Annotated in this window: 16 protein-coding genes and 1 pseudogene; 6 read left to right on the top strand and 11 right to left on the bottom strand. The window is 62.7% G+C overall.

The genetic code is table 11. From position 1 onward, the window contains the following. Nucleotides 1–122 precede the first annotated feature (122 nt). Nucleotides 123–1,940 (bottom strand): annotated as a pseudogene (locus ACQKRQ_RS06075) (type VI secretion system Vgr family protein); the annotation flags it as partial. A gap of 175 nt (nt 1,941–2,115) precedes the next feature. Next, nucleotides 2,116–4,005, bottom strand: coding sequence for a type VI secretion system baseplate subunit TssF (tssF, locus tag ACQKRQ_RS06070; protein WP_427475716.1), 1,890 nt, complete (start codon nt 4,003–4,005; stop codon nt 2,116–2,118). Between the two features lie 590 nt (nt 4,006–4,595). On the opposite strand from tssF, the gene glgA reads away from it, so the two are divergent. From glgA to ACQKRQ_RS06055, 3 genes are all read left to right on the top strand, one after another. Beyond that, nucleotides 4,596–6,185: a glycogen synthase GlgA gene (glgA, locus tag ACQKRQ_RS06065; RefSeq protein WP_427475715.1), complete on the top strand. Its 1,590-nt coding sequence runs from the start codon at nt 4,596–4,598 to the stop codon at nt 6,183–6,185. 72 nt (nt 6,186–6,257) lie between these two features. Next, nucleotides 6,258–6,647 carry a VOC family protein gene (locus ACQKRQ_RS06060; protein ID WP_132377287.1) on the top strand — a complete coding sequence of 130 codons (390 nt, stop codon included), beginning with the start codon at nt 6,258–6,260 and terminating at the stop codon, nt 6,645–6,647. A gap of 262 nt (nt 6,648–6,909) precedes the next feature. Further along, nucleotides 6,910–8,334 carry a DUF1254 domain-containing protein gene (locus ACQKRQ_RS06055; protein ID WP_427475713.1) on the top strand — a complete coding sequence of 475 codons (1,425 nt, stop codon included), beginning with the start codon at nt 6,910–6,912 and terminating at the stop codon, nt 8,332–8,334. A gap of 71 nt (nt 8,335–8,405) precedes the next feature. Here the strand turns inward: ACQKRQ_RS06055 and ACQKRQ_RS06050 are convergent, their stop codons facing one another. Continuing rightward, nucleotides 8,406–10,052, bottom strand: a complete 1,647-nt coding sequence (locus tag ACQKRQ_RS06050) for an FAD-binding oxidoreductase (RefSeq protein WP_427475711.1) — start codon at nt 10,050–10,052, stop codon at nt 8,406–8,408. A 465-nt stretch (nt 10,053–10,517) separates the two neighbouring features. On the opposite strand from ACQKRQ_RS06050, the gene ACQKRQ_RS06045 reads away from it, so the two are divergent. After that, nucleotides 10,518–11,180: a glutathione S-transferase family protein gene (locus ACQKRQ_RS06045; protein ID WP_427475709.1), complete on the top strand. Its 663-nt coding sequence runs from the start codon at nt 10,518–10,520 to the stop codon at nt 11,178–11,180. A gap of 39 nt (nt 11,181–11,219) precedes the next feature. Here the strand turns inward: ACQKRQ_RS06045 and ACQKRQ_RS06040 are convergent, their stop codons facing one another. Further along, entirely contained in the window at nt 11,220–12,074 is an 855-nt protein-coding gene (locus tag ACQKRQ_RS06040) for a phytochelatin synthase family protein (RefSeq protein ID WP_427475707.1), read from the bottom strand. Between the two features lie 229 nt (nt 12,075–12,303). Here ACQKRQ_RS06040 and ACQKRQ_RS06035 point away from each other — a divergent pair, with 229 nt between their 5' ends. Continuing rightward, complete coding sequence (locus ACQKRQ_RS06035) at nt 12,304–12,534, top strand: DUF1289 domain-containing protein (RefSeq protein WP_132377291.1); 231 nt, start codon at nt 12,304–12,306, stop codon at nt 12,532–12,534. Between the two features lie 9 nt (nt 12,535–12,543). On the opposite strand, the gene ACQKRQ_RS06030 is transcribed toward ACQKRQ_RS06035, so the two are convergent. The 4 genes from ACQKRQ_RS06030 to ACQKRQ_RS06015 form a co-directional block, all read right to left on the bottom strand. Then, nucleotides 12,544–13,608, bottom strand: a complete 1,065-nt coding sequence (locus ACQKRQ_RS06030) for a GGDEF domain-containing protein (RefSeq protein ID WP_427475705.1) — start codon at nt 13,606–13,608, stop codon at nt 12,544–12,546. A 40-nt stretch (nt 13,609–13,648) separates the two neighbouring features. Continuing rightward, nucleotides 13,649–14,377 carry a hypothetical protein gene (locus ACQKRQ_RS06025; protein WP_427475703.1) on the bottom strand — a complete coding sequence of 243 codons (729 nt, stop codon included), beginning with the start codon at nt 14,375–14,377 and terminating at the stop codon, nt 13,649–13,651. Nucleotides 14,378–15,127: 750 nt separating this feature from the next. Beyond that, complete coding sequence (locus ACQKRQ_RS06020; RefSeq protein ID WP_132377293.1) at nt 15,128–15,472, bottom strand: cupredoxin domain-containing protein; 345 nt, start codon at nt 15,470–15,472, stop codon at nt 15,128–15,130. A 32-nt stretch (nt 15,473–15,504) separates the two neighbouring features. Next, nucleotides 15,505–16,449, bottom strand: coding sequence for a metallophosphoesterase family protein (locus tag ACQKRQ_RS06015; protein ID WP_132377294.1), 945 nt, complete (start codon nt 16,447–16,449; stop codon nt 15,505–15,507). Between the two features lie 385 nt (nt 16,450–16,834). Here ACQKRQ_RS06015 and ACQKRQ_RS06010 point away from each other — a divergent pair, with 385 nt between their 5' ends. Further along, nucleotides 16,835–17,581 carry an SDR family NAD(P)-dependent oxidoreductase gene (locus tag ACQKRQ_RS06010; protein WP_427475701.1) on the top strand — a complete coding sequence of 249 codons (747 nt, stop codon included), beginning with the start codon at nt 16,835–16,837 and terminating at the stop codon, nt 17,579–17,581. A 108-nt stretch (nt 17,582–17,689) separates the two neighbouring features. Here ACQKRQ_RS06010 and ACQKRQ_RS06005 read toward each other — a convergent pair whose 3' ends face one another. From ACQKRQ_RS06005 to ACQKRQ_RS05995, 3 genes are all read right to left on the bottom strand, one after another. Beyond that, nucleotides 17,690–19,873: a M1 family metallopeptidase gene (locus tag ACQKRQ_RS06005; RefSeq protein WP_427475700.1), complete on the bottom strand. Its 2,184-nt coding sequence runs from the start codon at nt 19,871–19,873 to the stop codon at nt 17,690–17,692. A gap of 591 nt (nt 19,874–20,464) precedes the next feature. Then, entirely contained in the window at nt 20,465–21,463 is a 999-nt protein-coding gene (locus ACQKRQ_RS06000) for an aldo/keto reductase (protein WP_427475698.1), read from the bottom strand. Between the two features lie 113 nt (nt 21,464–21,576). Then, nucleotides 21,577–21,789, bottom strand: coding sequence for a hypothetical protein (locus ACQKRQ_RS05995; RefSeq protein ID WP_408314501.1), 213 nt, complete (start codon nt 21,787–21,789; stop codon nt 21,577–21,579). Nucleotides 21,790–21,800 lie beyond the last annotated feature (11 nt).

Genomic DNA, 21,800 nt, shown 5'->3' with positions numbered 1-21,800 from the left:
CTGCCTTTCATATTCGTCTCGCCCGTGGATTTGCTGTCGATCGTCTTTGCGATCAGACTGAGCAGCTCCGGGGTCAGCACGACGGTCGTCCCCTCGACAACCAGTTTGATCTGCGTTTTCGCGGAGATCGTCACCGTGCCTTTCTCAGACGTCACGCTGATATTCCCCTCCGTCGAGGTCTGAGAGATGTCATGCTTGATGGTCTCCGTGTGCTGTCCGTTGACGGTCTGTGTCCGGTTGCCCTTCACGGTTGTCACTTCCTGTCCCTTGACGATCTTCGTCCGGTCCGCACCGACCACATGCGTCTCGTTATTCTTGATGGTGCTGTTCATGTCCTTCTCGGCCTGCAACATGAACTCTTCCGAACCCTGCGTATCGTCAAAGCGAATACCGCTGTAATTCGATTTGCCACCCTTCATCGAGCGGCTGATGATCCCGCTTTGCGTCGCACTGCCCGGCAGCGTCCACGGCGGCATGGAAGCCGCATTAAAAACCCGCCCCGTCACGATCGGCCGGTCAGGATCGCCATTCTCGAAATCGACGATCACTTCCTGACCCACGCGCGGTATGTTCACTCCGCCGAAGCTGCTCCCCGCCCACGGGTACGACACGCGCACCCAGCACGATGAGTTCTGGTCGTTCACGGGCGAACGGTCCCAGTGAAACTTGAGCTTCACCCTGCCGTACTTGTCAGTCCAGATTTCCTGCCCGGGAGGTCCTGTCACGATCGCCGTCTGCGGACCCGTCGTACGCGGCTTGTCCACCGTGCGCGGCGCGCGGAACATCGTGGTCGCCGGCTGCACCTCGAACGTCGTGTTGATGCTGTATTGGCCCGCGCCGGTTTGATCGCCGGATTCTTCCGCTATCACCTTCGCGCGGATCACGAGGTATTCGCGGTTCGCCGCCTCCTGGGGGTAGCCCGCGAGCGTAAAGGTCGTGCCGCACACCACGTTGCGCAGATGGCCCTTGCCCGTAGCACGCTCGCCTTGGGCGCGGATTTCTTCCATGCGTACCCGTGCGAACCGTGCGCCCTGCATCGGGTCGGCATAGTCGCCCGGCCACTCATAAACCGTCAGCTGGTTATGCGAGGTGTCCCGCGGCAGCGCATTTTCCACCGCCAGATTCGCACCCGGCTGCGTGAAGTCGAAATCGTCGGTGGTCCAGATGCCCGACTGGATGCTTTCGGTCGTATCGAAGTGTTCGACGTGCTCGCGATCGACCTTGTGCCCCGGTGGGTAGTACCACAGCGTCTGATACGCGACGCTCTCCACGGGTTTGTGCGCACCAAGATTGTCGACGAGCACCATCCGGTGCACCTCCCTGGAGTGCTCGTAAAACCAGTAGATGCCGTGTTCAGCCATCAGGCGCTGAATAAAGGCGAAGTCCGACTCACCGTACTGGACCTGATAGATCAGCTTCGAATACTTGCCGCCCAGACGCTTGACATAGCCGTAGAGATAATTCGCCTTGAGCACCTCGTCAATGATCTCGACCACCGTCTTATTCTGGAAAATCCGGTAATCGGTGCGCCGCTCGGCAAGCACGATCCACGGCTGCAGTTTCAACCGGTAGAGGTACTGGCGGTTCAACTGACTCACCAGACTCGCCGCCGTAACAATGCCGCTAATCTCACGTATCCCGGCACCGAGATTCGCAGCGCCGCCGCCGGCGACGCCCGGCACGAATGTTCCCATGCCATCGAGCTGGATGGTGACAGTCAGCTCCTTGCCAATCATCGTCTTCAGGTCGAAGCTGGCAGCCGTGCTGTCCGGCAGCAGCGGATCGACCGGCGTGACGAGGCTCAGCTCGTATTCGTAGATTGTCGACAGGGCTTCTTCGCCAGCGATCGCGCGTAGCTGCAATGCCGGCTCGCCATCGGGCAACGTCGGCAGCGCCGCCCCGCTGACCGTCAGCGTACGTGGCGTCACAAAGTTCAGCATATGCAGCTTCCTTGCCGTGCGACCGGCGCGCCACAGGCTGCGTCAGACACGTCGCCCTTACCGCACATCATCACGCGCCTTGTCATCAATCCTTGCATTTTTGTAGCCATCCTAATTATTTTGATCCAAATCAAGACACTGCTTCTCACTGCCTATCCCTGAATTGCACGATTGTTCAGGTCACCCCACGCGTGCCCATGCGCACCGGCCACCCCGCGACGCGGCCGCGCTGCACCGAATGCAGTTCGGTCTGAGTAAACGAATGGCCCGATACGTGTCGCGCCAGATAGTGTTCAAGGATCAGGCCGAACAGATAGGGGCTGACGCCACCCAGACCGGACTCGTCAACGGTCAGCGTGCACGCGATGCCGCGCCCGAACACGAGATCGTTGGACGGCGGAAGCTTGCGTGTCACCGGCCGGCTCACAACTGTCACCAGACTCCCGATCTGCTGCCGGTAAGCCGTGTCGTCCGCGGCGAGGAACAGTCGCAGCAGATCACGCAGGCCCGCGCCCGACGCCTCGTCAGGTTGTGCTCCCAACGTGAGGTAGTTGAAGTTCAGTTGGCGGATCAGCGACCAGGCCGCCTCACGCTCTGCATACGGTGCGCGAGGGACACTGGGCGCGCGGATCAGGCCCACGTGCTGAACCGGTGAGGATTGCACCAGCGTGAGATCGCTAACGCCGTTGCACGGGATCAGGTTGGGCAGGTCACGGTTGGTTAGCCACGCGTCAATCGAGAGGTAACGCATGCGCTGTTCATAGGGCCGCTCGTCCTGGTCCACTAGTGAAACGAAAGCCTCCGTACCGATGTACGGCGTGCGCGTCCCGTAACGGCGCAACGAGTCTGACGTCTGCTGGCGCTCGCGACGCAGCGTAAAAAACCGCCTGTGATTGCCCTCGTCGTTAGTCAGCGCCTGATACAGCGGACGGAACTCAAGTGGCTCCGATGTCTCGCGGACCTGACCATACAATGTCGCGACCGAGAACACTTCATAGTCCTGCGGCGCGAGTTGGTCAGGCACCAGGTGGAATTCAGCGCCTGTGTCGTGCACTTCCACCGGATCGGATCTGTTCCTGAACAGGTTGACGACCGGCGTGCAGAACAGCGCAAATTGCGAGGCATCCACCTGCTCCTCCAACGCACCGGGTGAGCGCTCCAGCAACACGACAATTTCCGCTTCGCATCCGCGCACCTGGCGCAGGCCTGCATTGAGGCCGGTCAGTGTAAAAAAGTAGAAACGCGACGGGCATGCCGCAAACTCGTGCAGCAGGTTGTGTCCGTGAAACTTCGGCGCAACGAGTGGCAACAGCCCTTGTCCGGCATCAAGCCCCTCATGGACCACCGCCTTGTCGCTCACCGCGTGAAAGACACTGCCGGGCGTGCCGAACTGTCCTGGCTCGCCGATGATCGATGCGAGTCCAGCTGCGTGCAGCAGTTCGAACAGGTGTGACGCAGTCCGCTCGTCGCCCGCCAGATAAACCGGCAGGCGGTTCAGTCCCTGGAGGCTGGCGATCGGTATGGAATTCGTGGTGCGCAGGCGCAGCCGTAGAGCGCCCCGAACCTCGGCGCCGTGGCGCACGTAACGATCGAGCGAGGGAATGTCTGGCGGGATGCCGGTCAGCCGCGCGCCGGTGATCTCAAGCGGATACAGCGTCACGTCCTGGCTGCTGCGGAACTGGCAGGGCGTATTCTCGCCATCGAGCACACCACTGATGAACGACGCACCGCGTGCGATGTGCAAACCTTCGGCAAGATTGCCTTCGTCACTGCCCGGAAACAGTCGGGCAACCGCCATGGATGGCGTGGGTGCAGCGTAGTTCGGATAGACGACTTCGAGCAGCCGTTCCGTGAGGCGGGGAAATTCAGCATCGAGCCGCAACTGCATGCGTGCGGACATGAAACAGAACGATTCGATCAGCCGCTCGACGTATGGGTCGCCAATCTCACCCGCCTGCATGCCCAGGCGCCGGGCAATCTTGGGATGGGCCTGTGCGAATTCGCCCGCCAGCTCACGCATGTAGAGCAGTTCACTCGTGTAGTACTCCAGCAGTCGCGGGTCCACTTTGGCTCCGTTTCATCAAGTCCGGGGGCAGGTACGCACGAGCGTTTCGCCGTGACACATTCCGTGGTCACGCCAGGCGGCACGGTTGGATATGGGCGACAAGCCGGCTTGGCTCTTAAGTCTCTCGCCGCTGCGATCGGCGATCTCGTCCAGAATCTTTGCCCGTCTTTTGTCGCTGTTCATTCCGCCTTTCCGTTCAAAACCCTCGCCCAGTGGCCTCATGGATATGGCCATCCTGGTCACCTTTCCAGACCCACGTGTGCCCCGAGACAGAACAACAAGGCTAACCGATATTCATCTGATGAATTGTCAAGATGTGCAACGATGAAGCGACGCCAAGCGACGCATCCGATGCTTAACCGTGGAATGTCAAATCTACACACGGATGCAAAAACGCTTTCCAGGAGCGACGCGTCAAGACAAAAAAATAGGCCATCCAGGCCAAACAATCGCTCACCCGCACTGCAACACAAACCCTCCTCACTGCCCTTCTGAAACCACGCACCTCAGGCACACCCCTTGCTGAACTGACGCGTCCGCGAATCCCACCGCACTGTGCAAGTGCACAAAACCCGTCCTTGGGGGCCACTTTGCCGCTTAACGTTCTTCTTGTCGCTTCCGAAGCCCTGCCGCTCGCCAAATCCGGCGGCCTCGGCGACATGGTCAGCGCATACGCCGCCGCTCTGCGCGATGCCGGCGTCGATGTCTCGATCCTGATGCCCGCTTATCCGGCCGCGCTCGAACGCGCGGCCGACGTCGCGCCGGTCGCGCGCATGACCGGCCTGCCCGGCGGCGACGCCCGGCTGCTGCGCGGCCAGATGCCCGACACCGGCGTGCCGGTGCTGCTTCTGCAGATGGATCACCTGTTCGCGCGCGAAGGCCTCTATCGCGATCCGCAAGGGCGCGACTATCTCGACAATCTCACCCGCTTCGCCTCGCTCGCGGCGGCCGCCGCGCGAGTGGCGCGCGGCGTGCGCAACGTGAAGCGCCCCGACATCGTGCATGCGCACGATTGGCATGCAGGATTGACGCCGCTCTATCTGCGGCTCGCGGGCGTCGCCGCGAAAAGCGTCTTCACGATTCACAACCTGGCGTTCCAGGGCAATCATCCGCTTGCCATGGGCGGCTGGATCGGCGTGCCGCCCGAATTGCTGGCGCCCGCGCTCTCCGATGAACGCAGCATCGAGTTCTATGGTTCGCTGAGCATGATGAAAGCGGGCATCGTCCATTCGGATCGCGTCACGACGGTGAGCCAACGCTACGCGCGCGAGATCCTGACGCCACACTTCGGCCATGGCATGGAAGGCGTGTTGCAGGCGCAGGCCGGCAAGCTGTCGGGCATCGTCAACGGCATCGATACCGCCGCCTGGAACCCGGCCACCGACAACCAGATCGCGCGCCCCTATTCCGTCGACGACACCGCCGGCAAGCAGGCCTGCAAGCGCGAACTGCAACAGGCCTTCGGTCTGACGCGCGATCCGTTCGCACCGCTGGTCGCCGTCGGCAGCCGCCTGACCGAACAGAAGCTCGCCGATGTCGTCGTGCATACGTTGCCGGCGCTGCTCGAACGGCATCCGCGGCTGCAGTTCGCGATTCTCGGCCAGGGCGAGCACGGTCTCGAACAGGCGCTGCGCGACGTCGCGGCCGCATGGCCGGGACGCGTCGGCGTGCAAATCGGCTACGACGAGCGGCGCGCGCACATGCTGCACGCGGGTGCGGACATTCTGCTGCATGGCAGCCGCTTCGAACCCTGCGGACTCACCCAACTCTATGCGATGCGCTATGGCACGATTCCGGTGGCCTCGCGTGTCGGTGGCCTGGCCGATACGATCGTCGACTATGTGCCGCACGATCCTCGCGGCGAACAGCGAGCGACGGGCTTCCTGTTCGACGGCGAAAGTCCGGACGACGTGATGCACGCGCTCGGCCGTGCATTGGCTGCGTTCGTGCAGCCGTCGTCGTGGCACGTGTTGCAGCGGAATGCGATGAGCCGCGATTTCGGTTGGGATGCGTCGACCAAGAACTATCTCGCGTTGTATGCGGATCTGGTCGATGCACGTCCGGCGGTGCGCGATACGCGGGTTCGCAAGACCCCGGTTCGGGCGCGTACGGCGGCCTCGGCAGGTACGCGCAGGGAAGAGTTCAACGCGGGCGTCGGGGAGATGGCGCGTAGCGCGTGAAGCGCATGAGGCACTCGGGCGTGCTTTGGCGCGCTATGCTATACGGCATTCCAACGTGCCGCGGAGTTGCCCATGCAGCCGCCCGTTCTCCGAGTCGCCCGTCCTACTAACGATCTGCACAAGGTCGCTGATTTCTATACACGGGGATTGGGCTTCGAAGTGCTGGCGAGCTTCGAGAATCACGAAGGCTTCGATGGCATCATCGTCGGACAACGGGGCTGCCCCTGGCACATCGAGTTTACGCACCAGCACGGCGTGACCGTCGAACGGGCGCCGACCACCGAGCACCTTCTCGTGCTCTATCTTCCCGAACGCGATGCATGGAGCGCGGCCGTCGAACGGCTCGAAGCGCTCGGCGTGTCGGCGTGCGAATCGGAGAATCCTTACTGGGACCGTCAAGGCAAAACGTTCGAAGATCCGGATGGGTATCGGATCGTTTTGCAGAATGCGGCTTGGGTATAAACACGCCGCTGGCCCGACACCCGCATGCTGACGCGCGATCACGCATGACGTCATAGCTTCTCGCGCATCCCGTTCCCTCCACCATCCGCTTTGCAGAAAGCTGCTTGACAGCTAACACCGACGTTAGGCAAGCTGCGGCGTGCAGAAGCTTGCACCGCGAGTCCGGTTTCCTGTTGCGCCTGTCGTGCCGCGCTGTTTTGAACGCGCGGTATGAACGAACGATCACGCTGCCGTCGTCCACGGCTCATTCCCGAGGGTCGCAATGCACAGAACACGAACCATCGCTGCCGCGCTACTGGCCATCGTCCTCACCGCCTGCCATACGCCGCCTACCAACGACTTCTCCAAAGCCCCCGTCGCACCCATCAGCGCCAACCGCGCCGACATCCGCTCGATTGCCAAAGACGCGTATATCTACGGCACCCCGATGGTCGATTCGTACGCTGTCATGTATGCGTTTTCGGTGGACACCACCAACCCGCAATACAAAGGCCCGTTCAATTCCATCCTGAACATCTCGCGTGTCTTCACGCCGGACGACACCGCCTTCGTCACGCCCAACTCCGACACGCCCTATTCGTTCGCCGGCCTCGATCTGCGCGCGGAACCCGTGGTCATCACGGTCCCGCCGATGGATGCGAAGCGCTACTTCGTGTTCCAGTTGATGGACCTCTATACCTTCAACTTCGCGTATATCGGCAGCCGCACCACGGGCAACAACGGCGGCAAATTCCTGATCGCGGGACCGCGCTGGAACGGCCAGACACCGAACGGCATCACTCAGGTGATCCGCTCCGAGACTGATCTCGTGAACGTGGTCGGACGCACGCAACTGTTCAATCCCGACGACCTCGATAACGTCAAGAAAATTCAGGCGGGCTACAAGGTGCAAACGCTGTCGGCATACACCGGCAGCACGCCCGCACCGACCGCGCCGCCGGTGCAGTGGGTCAAGCCGATCGCACCGGCCGCCGCGCGGACATCGCTCGAATTCTTCAATCAACTCGCGTTCGTGTTGCAGTTCGCGCCGGTCAATCCGAGCGAGGCCGGATTGCGCAACCGCCTCGCGCAGATCGGCGTGGTGCCCGGCAAACGGTTCGATGCGAACGCGCTCTCGCCGGAGCAGAAAGCGGCATTTCAGGCCGGCATGCAGGATGGCCAGAAGGCGATCGACGACAAGCGCGCGTCGCTCGGCGGCAAGACCGATACGCTATTCGGCTCGCGCGAGTCTCTGAAGAACGACTACGTGGCGCGCGCCACCGGCACCCAGGTCGGAATCGGCGCGAACTCGCGTGAGGAAGCGCTATATCCGGTGCTCGACAAGGATTCGACCGGACAGCCGCTCGACGGCAGCCAGCGTCGCTACGTGCTGCGCTTTCCGAAAGGACAGTTGCCGCCTGTGAATGCGTTCTGGTCGGTGACCATGTACGCGCTGCCGAGTCAGTTGCTCGTGAAGAATCCGATCGATCGGTATCTGATCAATTCGCCGATGCTGCCGCAACTGAAGAAGGATCGCGATGGCGGTTTGACGATCTACATCCAGGCGAATTCGCCGGGCAAGGCCAGGGAGGCCAACTGGCTGCCGGCGCCGGAAGGACCGTTCATGATCACCATGCGGTTCTACTGGCCGAAACCCGTGCTGCTGGATGGCAAGTGGAAGACGCCGGTGGTCAAGCGGGTGAAGTAGTTGGAATCAAGCGTGCGTGGCGTGAGCCGTGAGTGGCTCACGCTGCTGGGTCGGCCATGTCGCTATCTGGCTCAGCCAGGCCCGTTCTTCACCTTCGTCCATCCATCCGCGCTCCACGCTTCTGAATTCACACCGTGATGAACGAAGAACAGGCCATCGGGATCGTACCGGTTCTTCACGGCAGCCAGCCGCGCGTAGTTGCTGCCCCAGTACGCCTGTTGCCAGTCGTCTTCGAAGAAATCGCTTTCGGAAAAGTACGCCCCCGGCACAGCGACGATTTCGCGCAGCGTCCGCGTGGCCTGCTTGATGCGCTCAGCGTAACGCCGCCCTTTCTGCTCGTCCGGCTCGTGCCCTTCGATGCCGGGAAAGGCCGGCGGTCCCTCGGCCGCGATGATCGCGAGCGCGAAGGCGTCGAGTACCGCCGGGTTCATCGCCGTATCGCGCGTGGCGTTCAAGGCGTCGTCCGGTGCGCCCGCCAGCCCTTTGTTGAAGTGCAAGTTGACCGTCCACTGCCGCGTGCCTGCGAATAGCGTGTCGGCGAGACGGCCGCGTTGCGCCGCACTCAGCAACGCAGCCGGCAGCCATGTCGAGGTGTAGCCATAAAGATACTGGCCCGCTTCGACGACGTTATCCGCCCAGAACACATTGTCCGCCGGCGCGCCCGGACGGTCGTCCGCGACGAGCACGCCGGGCAGGTGCTGCATGATGAACGCGGCGTCCCAGAAGTGGCGCGCCGCCACGGCAAGAATCTGTGGCGGGCTCGTCTCGCAGCCGTGCTCACGGTTCGCGATCCAGTCGAAAAAAGGTTGCCAGACGCGCGACGCCTCATCGCGGCTCAGTCCCTGGTACAGCATTGAAATGCCCAACGTATTGTCGCCATGAAAGGCGACCGTTTCGCCCCAGTGTTCGTTCATCAGGTTATCGGCATAGAAGGCCATGAACTCGCCGATCAATGCGCGGAACGCCGCGTCGGACGAGGCCTTCACCGTCGCGCGCACGACGCCGACGGTGTCGGGCAATGGGTGCGTGCGCAACGTCAGCCGCGTGACGACGCCGAGACTGCCGCCACCGCCGCCCTTCAAGCCCCAGAAGAGGTCCGGGTGCCGGCACGCGTTGGCGATTCGCACCACGCCGTCGGCGGTCACGACTTCGGCTTCCAGAAGACCGGCCGCGGCGGTGCCGAACTTCTTCGAAAAGTTGCCGAAACCGCCGCCCTGCACGAGACCGGCGACGCCCACCGTCAGACAGCCGCCGCCTTGCACGTAGCGGCCGCCTCGGGTACTCACGGCGTCGTAGACGTGGCCCCACAGAGAACCGGCGCCGACCGTCACCGCGGCTTCCGGCTCGACTCGTCCTTCGCAACCCGCCGGCACGAAAGCATCATGCAACGCGATGTCACGCATGGACCTGGTCCAGATCAACAGAGAGTCGGGCGCGTTGGATGTGCCCTGATAGCTGTGGCCGCCGCCCTTCACCACCAGCCGCAGACGATGCCGCCTGGCGAAGTCGACCGTCCTCGCGACGTCCTGCGCGTTGGCCGCCGCCACTACATACACGCTCGGCGCGGATGTCCACGCGTCGAGCCATCCGGCGCTCTGCGTCAGCGCGGGCGTATCGCCGATGTAGTAGGGATTTTTCAAACGCCGGAACAGGTCGAGGCACGCGGCGCTCGTTGGAAATTCCGCGCAGGTTGCCAGCGGCGATTCAACCAGGCTCAAGCGGCCGCCTACGGCCCGGTCGAGGTCCTGCCAGGCGTTCGTCGAAGGCCACGCTGGGTCGCCGGGCCGCACGCGGTGCAGTGTCGGTGTGGTCGTCGCGTCTTTGGAACTTGCTCGTGGAGGCTTTGCGTGTGCCGGCAATGCCAGGGCCGCATTCAACCATGGCGCGGCCAGCACGCCCTTGAGCAAGGTCCGACGGTCCAGTGCGCACATACGTTGCTTCACCTCCGCAAACATGACCGCGTGCCTGAGTGCCCGCACAGGGCTCGCGCGAGCGCATCGCGCGAAAAATCGCGTGCGGGTCGCCGCCTCTATCAGTCGACAAAAAATGAGTGAAGGGATGTTAGTCGCGAAAACGCGAGCGCGCCACTACGAGACTGCGCGTTCCTTCGGCGTTTGCGCATGGGCATCTGTCAGGAACGGCGGTAGACTGTCCGCCGGATCGACACCGGACATCAACCCACTATGCACAGCGATTCCACACCTTACGTGCTTTACTATTCGCCCGGCGCGGCGAGCATGGCCGTTCACTGGATGCTGATAGAACTGGGCATCTCGTTCGAATCCCAGTTGATCGACATAGACGTGGGTCAGCAGCACGACCCGGCGTATCTGCGGCTCAATCCTGCGGGACGGGTGCCGACGCTGACGATCGACGGCGCGCCGCGCCACGAGTCGGCCGCGTTGCTGATGCTGCTGGCCGAGCGGCATCCCGAAACCGCGCTCGCCCCCGAGCCGAATTCTGTCGATCGCGCCGCGTGGCTCGAAATGATGGTCTATCTCGCCAACACGATTCTGCCCGCCATGCGCGACTGGTTTTATGCGGACTCCGATGGCGACCCTGCCGGCGCCGAAGCGGTTCGCGCGCTCGCATGCCGTCGGCTCGACGCAGCGTGGGACAAGCTCGATAGCCATCTCGGCGAAAGCCATGATTATCTGATCGGCGACAAGCTCAGCACGGCCGACTTCATGGCCGTCATGTTGATGCGCTGGACCCGCAATATGCCGCGCCCCGCGCTCGGCTGGCCCAATCTTGCGCGCTATATTCGAAAGCTACGTGCGCTGCCTTCGTTCATCGAATTGAATGCGCGCGAAGGACTGACCGAATGGCGTAACGAGGAAGATTGACCCGCGTCTGAATGTCGTGGCCGCCTCGGCAAGCAGACATCAATTCGGCCGCTTGCCGATGATCACGATGCCGCGTGAAAGCCCGCTCACGCTATCCACCGCCAGCGCCCCCGCGTACAACTGCGCGAGCGGCACCCAGACGGCCGGATATTTGTAGCGCGCCACGTCGAGCAGCAACGCGCTGTCGCTCGCCGAGTCGTAAGCGGCGAGCGGCGACCAGTGTCCGCCGCCCGTCTCGCCGATTTCCACCCGCCTGAAATTCAACAGCACGAAGCGGTCGCTGTGGCCCGTGGTCGCGCGCACGAGGTCGCGAAACTGGCCGAGCGACAGGTCCGCGGCGTGGTATTTCCTGACATCGACCGGAAAGGCATTCAGCGCCGTGCCGAGCTGGTCGAGCGTCATGCCCTCGTGCGAGACCCGCGCGGCGTTGGCCACCTGCGGATCGATGCCGTGAAAGAAATCCTCCTGCGAGAAGAACGGGAAGTCGGGGTACTGCGTCGACTGGGGCCGGCGGATGCCCAATGCGTTGAGCGCCATGACCGAGGTCGCGACGGAGCAATAAGCTTCGTTGCGCTGGGTTTCGAAATACTGCGAGAGGGGCCAGTACGACTGGTTGGACGCGGAGCTCGTCAGCCGTTTCTGGCCGGCCGGCTGCGCCAACGCGACGAGGTTCGGCGGCACCGGCAGCGGGCCATCCGCGGGGCGTCCGGTGGCTTGGGCGTCGGCGCGGCTGGCGGGCTGAACAGCGGGCTGAATTACGGCAGGCGGAACGGCCACCTGACTGCTGGCCGGCGGCACCGGCGCACACGCGGCCAGTGCCGCAGCCACGAAGGCGACGATCCACTCAGGCTGGCTCAAGCGCCCGACGGCGCGCATCAACGAATATCTGGACATGAATCTTTCCGCTGTGGATGAACCCGGAATGACGGCCGCTGTGCCGGTGCATGAAACAGCGCTTACTGGCAAGCCTCGATTTTGTAACACGAAACAAAGTTCAGCGTGCGCGACAGTGCGCGAGCTTCGATCCGCGAAGCGCACTTCTCCCCTACAATGCTGCAGCATTTTTTAACCGACTCTCGCACATCACCGTCGAAGTCAACCCAACGGAAGCGCTGGTCTGAACATGACAATCCAGTCACCCTGCATCGACATTTGCAAACTCGACGGCAAAACCGGCTTCTGCCTCGGCTGCCTGCGTACGCGCGACGAAATTCGCGGTTGGAAGACCATGAGCGATGACGTGCGTCTCGCGGTCATCAATGAACGGCCAGGTCGGGAAGTGATGCTGAGAACAGAAACGCAAGCGCAAGCGATGCAAGCGGTACAAGAGACACAAGAGACACAAACGTCCTGAGCGCTCCGCTCAATCAGCCTGCACCGCAAACGCGTAACCGTTCTTGCCGCCGCGCTTGACGCGATACATCGCGTCGTCCGCCGCGGCGACGAGGCGCTGGTAATCGCTGACGAGATCCGGATAGCTGGCAATGCCGATGCTCGCGCGGACCACGCCGACACCCATCTGCTCGTCGGTATCGACCACACACGCGATGAGCCGCTGAGCAATCTCGGCAAGTTCATACGCCGTCGAATACTCTCGAACCAGCACCGCGAATTCGTCGCCGCCGATGCGCGCGACAACATCCACCTTACGCACCGACTCGCGAAAAGCGTGCGACACCGCAATCAGGAATTCGTCGCCGACGCGGTGGCCTAGCGTGTCGTTGACCTGCTTGAAGCCGTCCAGATCCACATACAGCACGGCGATGTTGCGATCCGTGGGACCGGCTTGCAGATTCGCAGCCGCCTCGTCGAGCGTGGCGAACAGCTTGCGCCGGTTCGGCAAGCCGGTCATGGGATCGTGCAACGCGGCGTACTCGAACTCGTGCGACTCGCCCGCCAGTTGACGATTGCGTTTCGCGTACATGCCGAGCGCGGTGAGCAGCATGCCGAACAGCAGCGCGGCCAGCGCGATCAAGACGTTCGCGACATGGGCAATCCGCAGGCGCACGTCGGCGCCGTCGGCATCGCGCTGGGCGCGCCAATACGGCGGGATCGTGGCAAGCAACGCATCGGTTCCAGTCAGGCTGGCATCCGGCGTCAATGCCGACGCCGGCACCCGCGGCGCAGCGGACGGACTGGCATTCACCAATGCCGCGAGCGAGTTCAGACGATCGGCGAGTTCGATGCGTGCATGAAGGTAACCCTGCGTTTGCGCTTGACTGTCGCCGGAGTGTAGCTGCCACACGCCGACCATCGCGCGAGCACTTTCCGCGCGCTCCGCCGCTTCGAGCACGAGTCCGGCGTATTCCTGCTTCAACTGATCGGAGAAGATCGTCCTGATCTGCAAGGCGAGATAGAGAAGGCCGACCAGCAGACACAGCAATGACGCGCTCGCCAGCACGGCGGGAACCCGCCTGAAGCGGCTCATGAAGGCGCCTTTTGAACCGGCACGCCCGGCTCGGCGCCGCTCACGGATGGGAGTAGAGGTCTTGCCGATTTGCGTTGCCATGCTGCCGGTAACTCACACGACGAAAGAAGAGCCCCATGCGGGCGAACAGACTGTTCTTATGCCGCGCGGTCTCGGAGGCGCCGCGGCGCTCCGGCGGCGCCGCCCGGGCATCTTTACCCAGACGCGACGCGGCGAGTTGCTGAGTCGGCGGAGCGGTTGAGCCTGCCGAACGGTGGCCCGAAGTAGGCGGCGTAGCGGCAGATGCGGGCGTGTCGGGTGCCGCATCCGCAACGACGTCAGGCCGCGCCTTCGATGCCTTGACCTGGCCTGCCCAGGACGCGAACTGCCCGCCCGCTTCCGGATCCGCGCCGGCTGCCGATGCCGCGACCGTCACGCCGCTCGCGGACGTTGCTGGCGACGGTTGCGGCGACTTCGCCAGCACGGCCGCTGCCGGCAACGCCGTCACGCCCGCGCTTTTCGCCATCGCAGCAGCACTCGCCGACGCGCTGTTGCCGAGCGCTCGCCGCGCGCCGGCCATGGCTTCGGCGTAAGCCTGCTGATCGTGATTGAACCAGACGCTATACGCCACCGTACCCATCACGCCGATGGCGAGCGCGCTGGCCGCGGCCACGCACATGGCGAGGCGTCCGAACCTCGGCGGCGTGGCGGAAAATGACAGACCGCTCGTCTGGCCACCGGCATCCTGGCCATCGAGCACCGATTTGGGCGAGTCCGTATCGTTGTACATCGCAATACTCTCCGGAATCCTTACGTCTGCCCTGCGGGCCGACTTTATTCACACGATTTTGCAGGTCCATGCAAAGCCGTTCGAAGACTGAAACCCGCTCATCGCGCGAACAACCACAACACGGCAATGCTGCGCTTTAAACGTCGTCTTTGCGAGGCAGTTTTGCGCGGAAGAAACAGGTAAAACGTTCCACGCCGCGTGTAGTCGCGCGCTATGCGGGAAAGCTTCGCAGCGCAACGGGACGAGCCGTACAGGGCGTGAGCAGCGGGTATCGCGCAAGTGGCTGCAGGTGGCCGTCAGTCATGCAACAACCACGCCCGAGCACAGCAGGTTTTTCTGTGCTCGGGGCCGCGTTTTAAACGCAAGTGGCGTTCCTGGTCACCGCCCTGGCGGCGGTAGCGGTTGCCCTGGAAGCGCGCTGTGCGCCGGGCGAATCGCGCAGCGCATAGCAGCATACGTGTGGCTTATTTTATCGCCCTGCCCGGCTGTCCAGAACCGCCGTTTCTCTGGCCGGATCGGCCATACTCCGGCTTGCGCTCTGCCCGTCGATTTCGGCGGCACGCAGCGACGTCGATAAACCCATGGCATCGAGCGTCGCCGCCATGCCGCCGGGGGGCGCTGCCGATCAAACGTCCCGGCATCAACTCCGTGTTGCGTGCGCCGAAGGCGCCACAGGCAAGACACGCAGCGATGCTGCATGCAATGCGTGAGCGCCTTGGCCGCACTCTATACATTGGTCTCCTACAACGCTCACTGCACGGTAATGGTCTCCTTCATATTCGGGTGGATGCCGCAAAACACCTTGTACACGCCCGGCTTGTCGAACTTGAACTGGTACGTGTCGTTCTGATCGAGTGCCGCGGAGCGAAACATGCCCGCGTCGTTCACGACGGTGTGCGGTTCGCCGTCCAGATTCTTCCAGGTCACGGTCGAGCCGGCTTTGACCGTGAGTTCCATAGGCGAGAACATGAAGTTCTTGATGACGACCGCGTTCGGCGTCTCCGCCCGCGCCACGGAAAACCCGGACGATGCCGCGAGCAACGCCGAACTTGCGGCCAATGCCAACCATACGCGGCGAATATTTTTAGTTTGCATAACTGATCTCCTGAGATGAAAAGTTCTGACTATCAGACGAGCGTCGTGTCGTTGAGCGTGGCTTTCAGCGGATGCCGCGCGATCTTGATGCTGGTCACGCCGAGCATTTTCGGCAGCTGGTCGCTCGCCACCGTCAACGGTCCGGGGCCGGTGCCGTTGCCGGCGGTCGGCTGCGGATAAGCCGTCGAACGCGCCGTGTGGAAGGTGATGTTGCCCTCCACTTTCGACACGATCTGATGAATGTGGCCGTTCAGTACCGTCACCGAACCGAAGCGTTTCAGGTAGCTCATTGCCTGGCCCGCGTCTCCGGTGCCCCAGCCCCACGGCTCGTAGATCGTCCACATCGGCATGTGCGCGAACACGACGATCGGCGTGCTGGACGAGCGCCCTTTCAAATCGTTTTCGAGCCACTCGAGTTGTTCGTCGCCGAGACCGCCCAGGCCGTTCGGCTTGAAATGCATCACGTTGACCAGGCCGACGAAATGCACGCCCTGATGGTCGAAGCTGTAATAGCCCTTGTTGTCCGAGGCCTTGCCGAAGCGGCTGAAGTATTCGGTTCCGGGACCGTCCGTCACGTCGTGCTCGCCGGGAACGGTGTGCAGTTCCGTGATGTTCAGGCCGGACATCAACTGGGCCGCGAGATCGAACTCCGCGGGCTTGGACAGATGCGTGATATCGCCGGTATGGATAGTCAGCGCGGGCTTGACCGGCATCGCGTTGACGTACTCGATGGTCTGCTTGAGCGTGCCCGCCACGTCCGGATTGGCTTCCTTGTTAAAGCCGATATGCGAGTCGCTGATTTGCAGGAAAAGCGGCACGCCGCCAGTAGCAGCAGATGGTTTCGGGTCGGCGGCGAGTGCCAGTTCCACCGGCGTGAGAATGCCGCCGGCGAGAACGAACACGGTACCCAAGCCACCGAAAGCAAGACACTTCAGTGCGCCGCGCCGCGACGCGTCGAATGATTGATGTGACGACATGTTGACCTCACGATAAAGAGTCGCAGCCGAGCCGTGGATCATCCGGCGGCCCTCGCGAGTCGGTTCGTCAGGCATGACTGAGCCGGCGCCGGTTTTATTCCAGCTTCGATCAATCGGCAGATGAATTGTCTCGGGACGTTGGCGGATCGGCAGAGGGACTCAGGTCGCTGCCGCCGAACGGGCAGCCTGCGTCGAGCGCCTGCATTGTCAAATGCTTCTCCATGCCCGTCAGGCATGCCAGCCAGCTTATAAAGTCTTTTTACTCCGACCGGGAAGCCACTAAATTGCACTCAAGGCAATGATTTGAAGCAGATCGCAACCCGTTTAGCCGGACGCCGCCTGCTTCGCTCTCATACCGCAAATACATACCCTCCAGGAGTTGAATATGAGCCACCCCGTCATTCTGATCACCGGCGCACTCACCGGGATCGGCCGCGCCACGGCCCTTGCTTTCGCCGAAACCGGCGCCCGTCTCGTCGTCTCCGGCCGTCGCGAAGCCGACGGCAAGGCGCTCGAAAAAGAACTGCGCGAACTCGGCGCGGACGCACACTTCATCCTGGCCGACGTGCGCCGCGACGAGGAAGTCGCGAGCCTCGTCGACCAGACGGTCGCGCGCTTCGGCCGCATCGACGCCGCCGTGAACAACGCCGGCACCGAAGGCCAGCCTGGCGCCATCACCAGCCAGACCGTCGAGAGCTACACCGCGACGTTCGACACCAACGTGCTCGGCACGCTGCTCAGCATGAAGCACGAACTGCGCGTGATGTCGGCGCAAAAGAGCGGCAGCGTGGTGAACGTTTCGTCGACTTACGGTCATGAAGGCGCGGCCTTCGCGTCCGTGTACGCGGGCAGCAAGCATGCGGTGGAAGGCATGACGAAGTCGGCGGCGCTCGAAGTGGCGTCCAACGGCGTGCGGGTCAACGCCGTTGCGCCGGGGCCGACCGACACCGGCATGCTCGACCGCTTCACCGGCACGCCGGAGAACAAGGCCGCGCTCGCCGCGAAAGTGCCGCTCGGCCGTATCGGCAAGCCGGACGACGTGGCGCGCGCCATCGTGTTCCTGGCATCGGATGCGGCGTCGTTCGTCACGGGGCAGATCGTGACCGTCGACGGCGGCAAGACCGCCGGCTGATTGCGGCGCCTCGCTCCACTGCGGCACGTGAAGTGCCATTGAAACAGCGGCCCGCATCGCTGCATCACGATGCGGGCCGCTGAACTACCCAATACCCAACACTGCCGCTTATTGGCCTTGCTGCGCCTGCGGCTTCGCTTTGAACTTGCCCTGATAGCGGATCGTCGGACGCTGCGATTGCGTCGTCGGCGCCGTCATCAGCAACTGACGCGCAAGCGGTGTGGCCGCCGGACTCAGCGAGCCGATGCTGGTGACGCGCGACGGGTCCGCGAGACCGTTGTTCACCAGCAGCTTCGCCTCGAGTTGCAGACTGGTCAGCAGAACCGGATCCTTCAGCGCGTTACCCTGCGCGAGCAACTGGCTCCATGCGTTGTTGCTGTAGTTGGTCACGTAGTAGTCGAGACCGCTCGGATCGGCGAGCACCGCGGAACAGCCGTTCAGACGCACCTGCGTTTGCGTGTCCTTCATCGCCAGCGTCTTGCGTGAAGTCAGACCGTCGCCGTACGCGAGCGTCAACGGAATGGTCCACTGCGTGCCCGGATACTGATTCCGGTTCGGGAACGGCGACTGTTTCAGCGTGACAACGGTCTGATTGGTCGTCAGATCGCACTGCGTGTCGAGCGAGATCAGCGGGACTCCCGTTTGTCGCACGAAACTGTCGCCGATCGCCACCATCGGCTGGCCGCTCGCCTTCGCCAGTTCGTCCCACAGACGCTTGGGCGTGACGTTGCCGAACGAATAGTCGGCGAGATACGACTGCAGACCCTTGCGCATCACTTCTTCGCCGAGGTAGTTCTCCAGCATCTTCAGCACGTGACCTCCCTTGTCGTACGTGAAGGCGCTCGCGCTCAGCACGAAGTCGTTCGACGCCCAGCCGTTGAAGTTCGGCTGCACCGGGAACGAGGTGGACTTCAGGTCCGCATTGATCACGGCGTACTTGTTCTTCACGTCGTCGACCCAGCTGAAGCGGTCCGGGAAGAAGCGCACCTTGGTCTTGTTCTCGAAGAACGTCGCGAACGACTCGTTCAGCCAGACGTCGTCCCACCAGTCGAGCGTGACGAGGTCGCCGAACCATTGGTGCGCGGCTTCGTGCGTGAGCACCGTCACGCCGTAGTCGGACATGGTCGTGCCGGGCGCCGGCAGAATGTCGTCGGCGAATTCGAGAATCGCGCCCCAGTTCTCCATGCCGCCGAAGTTCAGGTCCTTCTGCTCCTTGAACGCGTCGTTGGCCGCGATGGTGTCGAACTTGGTGAGCGGCAACGGAATGCCGGTGTAGCGGTAGTAGTAATCGAGCGCCTGCTTGGTCTGTTGCATGGCCGGCTTGGCCCAGTCACGCATGCCGGGCGGCGTGAAGATGCGCAGATGCAGCCCTTTACCGTCGGGCAGCGGGCTCGAAAAGTCGTCTTCGAGAATGTCGAACTGGCCGCCGCCGAAGAACAGCAGATACGACGGCATGGGCGGCGTCTTCTCGAACGACACGAGCTTGTAGCCGCTATCCACGTTCACCGCCGGTTTCTCGGCCGCGTTCGAGACGACGTTCCAGTTCTGCGGGACTTCCGCACTCACCTCGTAGGTGGGCCGGAAAGCCGGCTCGTCCCAACCCGGGAACCATTGACGCGCCAGGTTCGATTCGCCTTGCGTGAGGATTGCGCCGCTGGTCGTGCCGTCGGTCGACTTCAGATCGACGCGGAACACCCCTTCGGCCGCGGAGCAGCCCGGATAGGGATCGTCGCCGCAACTACCGCCGGTCTTGGCGACCGGATCGTCATAGGTCTTGAAGTTGATGATGCCGCTCCACTCCATGTGCAGCGAGTAGTTGCCGGCGGCGATCTGCCCGCTCACGGGGCGCAGTTGATAGAAGTCGCCGTCGTCCTGCGGCGTGGCGATCAGCGGGATATTGCCCGGCTGAAGCGTAATCGTGCCGTTGGTGAACTTGACCCGGTGCCCGGCGATCGTGATCGCGTTGACGGCTTTCTGCACCTTGATCTGCACGTCGGCGCGGCCGTCGAACGAAGACAGCGCGGGGTTCGGCCGGAACCATAGCTTGTAGTTGACCGGTGTGACCGTGTCGGGCAACTCGACCGGCGGTACCGTCTTGTTGATCGATGTGTCCGCCACAACCGGCGCGGCGGGCGGGGCCAGCGCCACTTCGGAGGCGGCCGGTGCGGCCGCGGGCGCCTGCCCGGATTTGCTCGTCAAGGAAGACGAGCCGTCGCTGCCGCCGCATCCCGCCAGAACCGCAATTCCGGCTAGTGCGAGGCACTGCATCTGCAATCGGAAATTTATACGCATGATTAATCCTCGACTGACAATATCGGCAAAATAAAGTGCGTTGAGTGCTTATGCTGGTTTTCTCTTTTTTTCAGCGAAAAAGGTCTCCCGCACTAGCACCGAATTGCTAGTGAGAATATAGGGACGTGTTGGCGCCTCAGCACTTGTGGCTGATTTTAGAATTGCGACACACGTTTATTACAATGCTTTCACAACGACAGCTTGGGCCATATTTTCCGGCCTTCATTCGATCGTCCGGCTGACCGGCAAAGCGGCGGCTTACCTGCGTCTCCGGGCAGGTGGATTAAACCGAGGTCAGTTTTTGACGACAGTGCGTAGCCTAGTTTGGCAAACGTTCCCGTGTCAACTTCCTTTCACAATCTTTCTTTGACTTGTGTTTTGCGTATGCAAACCGAATGGCTTCAGTAATGGGACTGAGTTAATCCTCTAGAAATCGCAATATCGTTCTCGACTACGGGAAACTTTATTTTTCTTTGCGCAGTATTGTGCTATAGCGCAATGGCGCGAGCGAATAACCGCGAGCGAGGTATCAATTTGAACTAGCTGGAGAGTTCACAAAGCAATTAGCGCAATTAATACGCAAATGATCGGCTAGCCATTCACCGCTGCCACGATTCGTGCGCACATCGCCTTGTCGGGTAATGGGCCAGAACCGGCCCGAACGTTGTCCGCCATGTATTGCGGACGCCCCGTACCTGGAATCACCACCGTCACCGCCGGCTGCGCGAGCACGAACTTCAAAAGAATCTGCGCCCAACTCGTGCAGCCGATTTCCGCAGCCCACGCAGGCAGCGGCGTTTTGCCGACGCGTGCCAGCAGGCCGCCGCCGCCGAAGGGCTGATTGATCACGACGCCGATGCCCAACTCCGCCGCGAGCGGCAAGATGCGCGACTCGGCGGCGCGGTCGTCGGCTGCGTAGTTGACCTGCACGAAGTCGGGCTTGTCGCTGCGCATGACGGCGGCGACTTCGTCGAAAGCACTCGACATGTAGTGCGTGATGCCGATATAGCGAATCCGGCCGCGCGCTTTCCAGTCGCGCAGCGTGGCGAGTTGCGTGCGCCAGTCGAGCAGGTTGTGAACCTGCATCAGATCGATACGCGGCTGCTGAAAGCGGCGCAGCGATTCTTCCATCTGCGCGATGCCCGCCTCGCGTCCGTCGGTCCAGACCTTGGTGGCGACGAAGGCCTTGTTGTGCGCGTTCAGTTGTGTAAGCAGCGCGCCAGCGACGGCTTCCGACGAGCCGTACATCGGCGATGAATCGATCACCGAACCACCGGCTTCGAACAGGATGCGCAGCACGTCGGCGAGTTGCGCGCGGCCGGCGGGATCGTTGCCGACATCGAAGGTCCGCCAGGTGCCGCAGCCGACCACGGGCAAGCGTTCGCCCGTGGCGGGAATCACGCGTTGCGCCATGCGTGGCAGCGGCGTGCTGGCGGATTCGGTTTGCGACTGAGACGGCGTTGGGGTTTGACCGGCCGCCAATCGCGGCAAAGCGAGCGACGCTGACAAGCCGATTGCGGTGCCGCGTGCCGTGCGCAGAAAACGGCGTCTGCCGGAAAGCCCTACAGCGGTTTTCGACGAAAGTGCCATGACGTGCCCTCGATTCGCGCGCAGTACAGTGACTCCGTACGATACGGCAAATCGGCACAGCACGTTGAAGCCACCGAGAGCGCCCTGCTTCGACGATCACACGTTACGCGCCATTAGCGGATAAAGTGCCCGCAAATCGGCATGCTGGCCAGCCGCGCGATCAACGACGATTGTTGTCCGCCACCCGCCGCCGCGAACTGATCCGCAGCCGTCGCGGACCCCGCCGCCGCGCCGATCGCGATAACCGCGATCGCGATCCCGCGCAGCCGCCCGGTGCGGCCGACGAGCGAGCCCGACACGCCGCGCCAACTGGCCAGCAAGGTCATCGAGAGTGCAA

Origin of the sequence: Paraburkholderia sp. NPDC080076 (genome assembly GCF_050281145.1) — a bacterium.
GTDB lineage: Bacteria > Pseudomonadota > Gammaproteobacteria > Burkholderiales > Burkholderiaceae > Paraburkholderia.
Note: the sequence above shows the minus strand (reverse complement) of the source record. Positions and strands in the feature narration are given on the sequence as shown.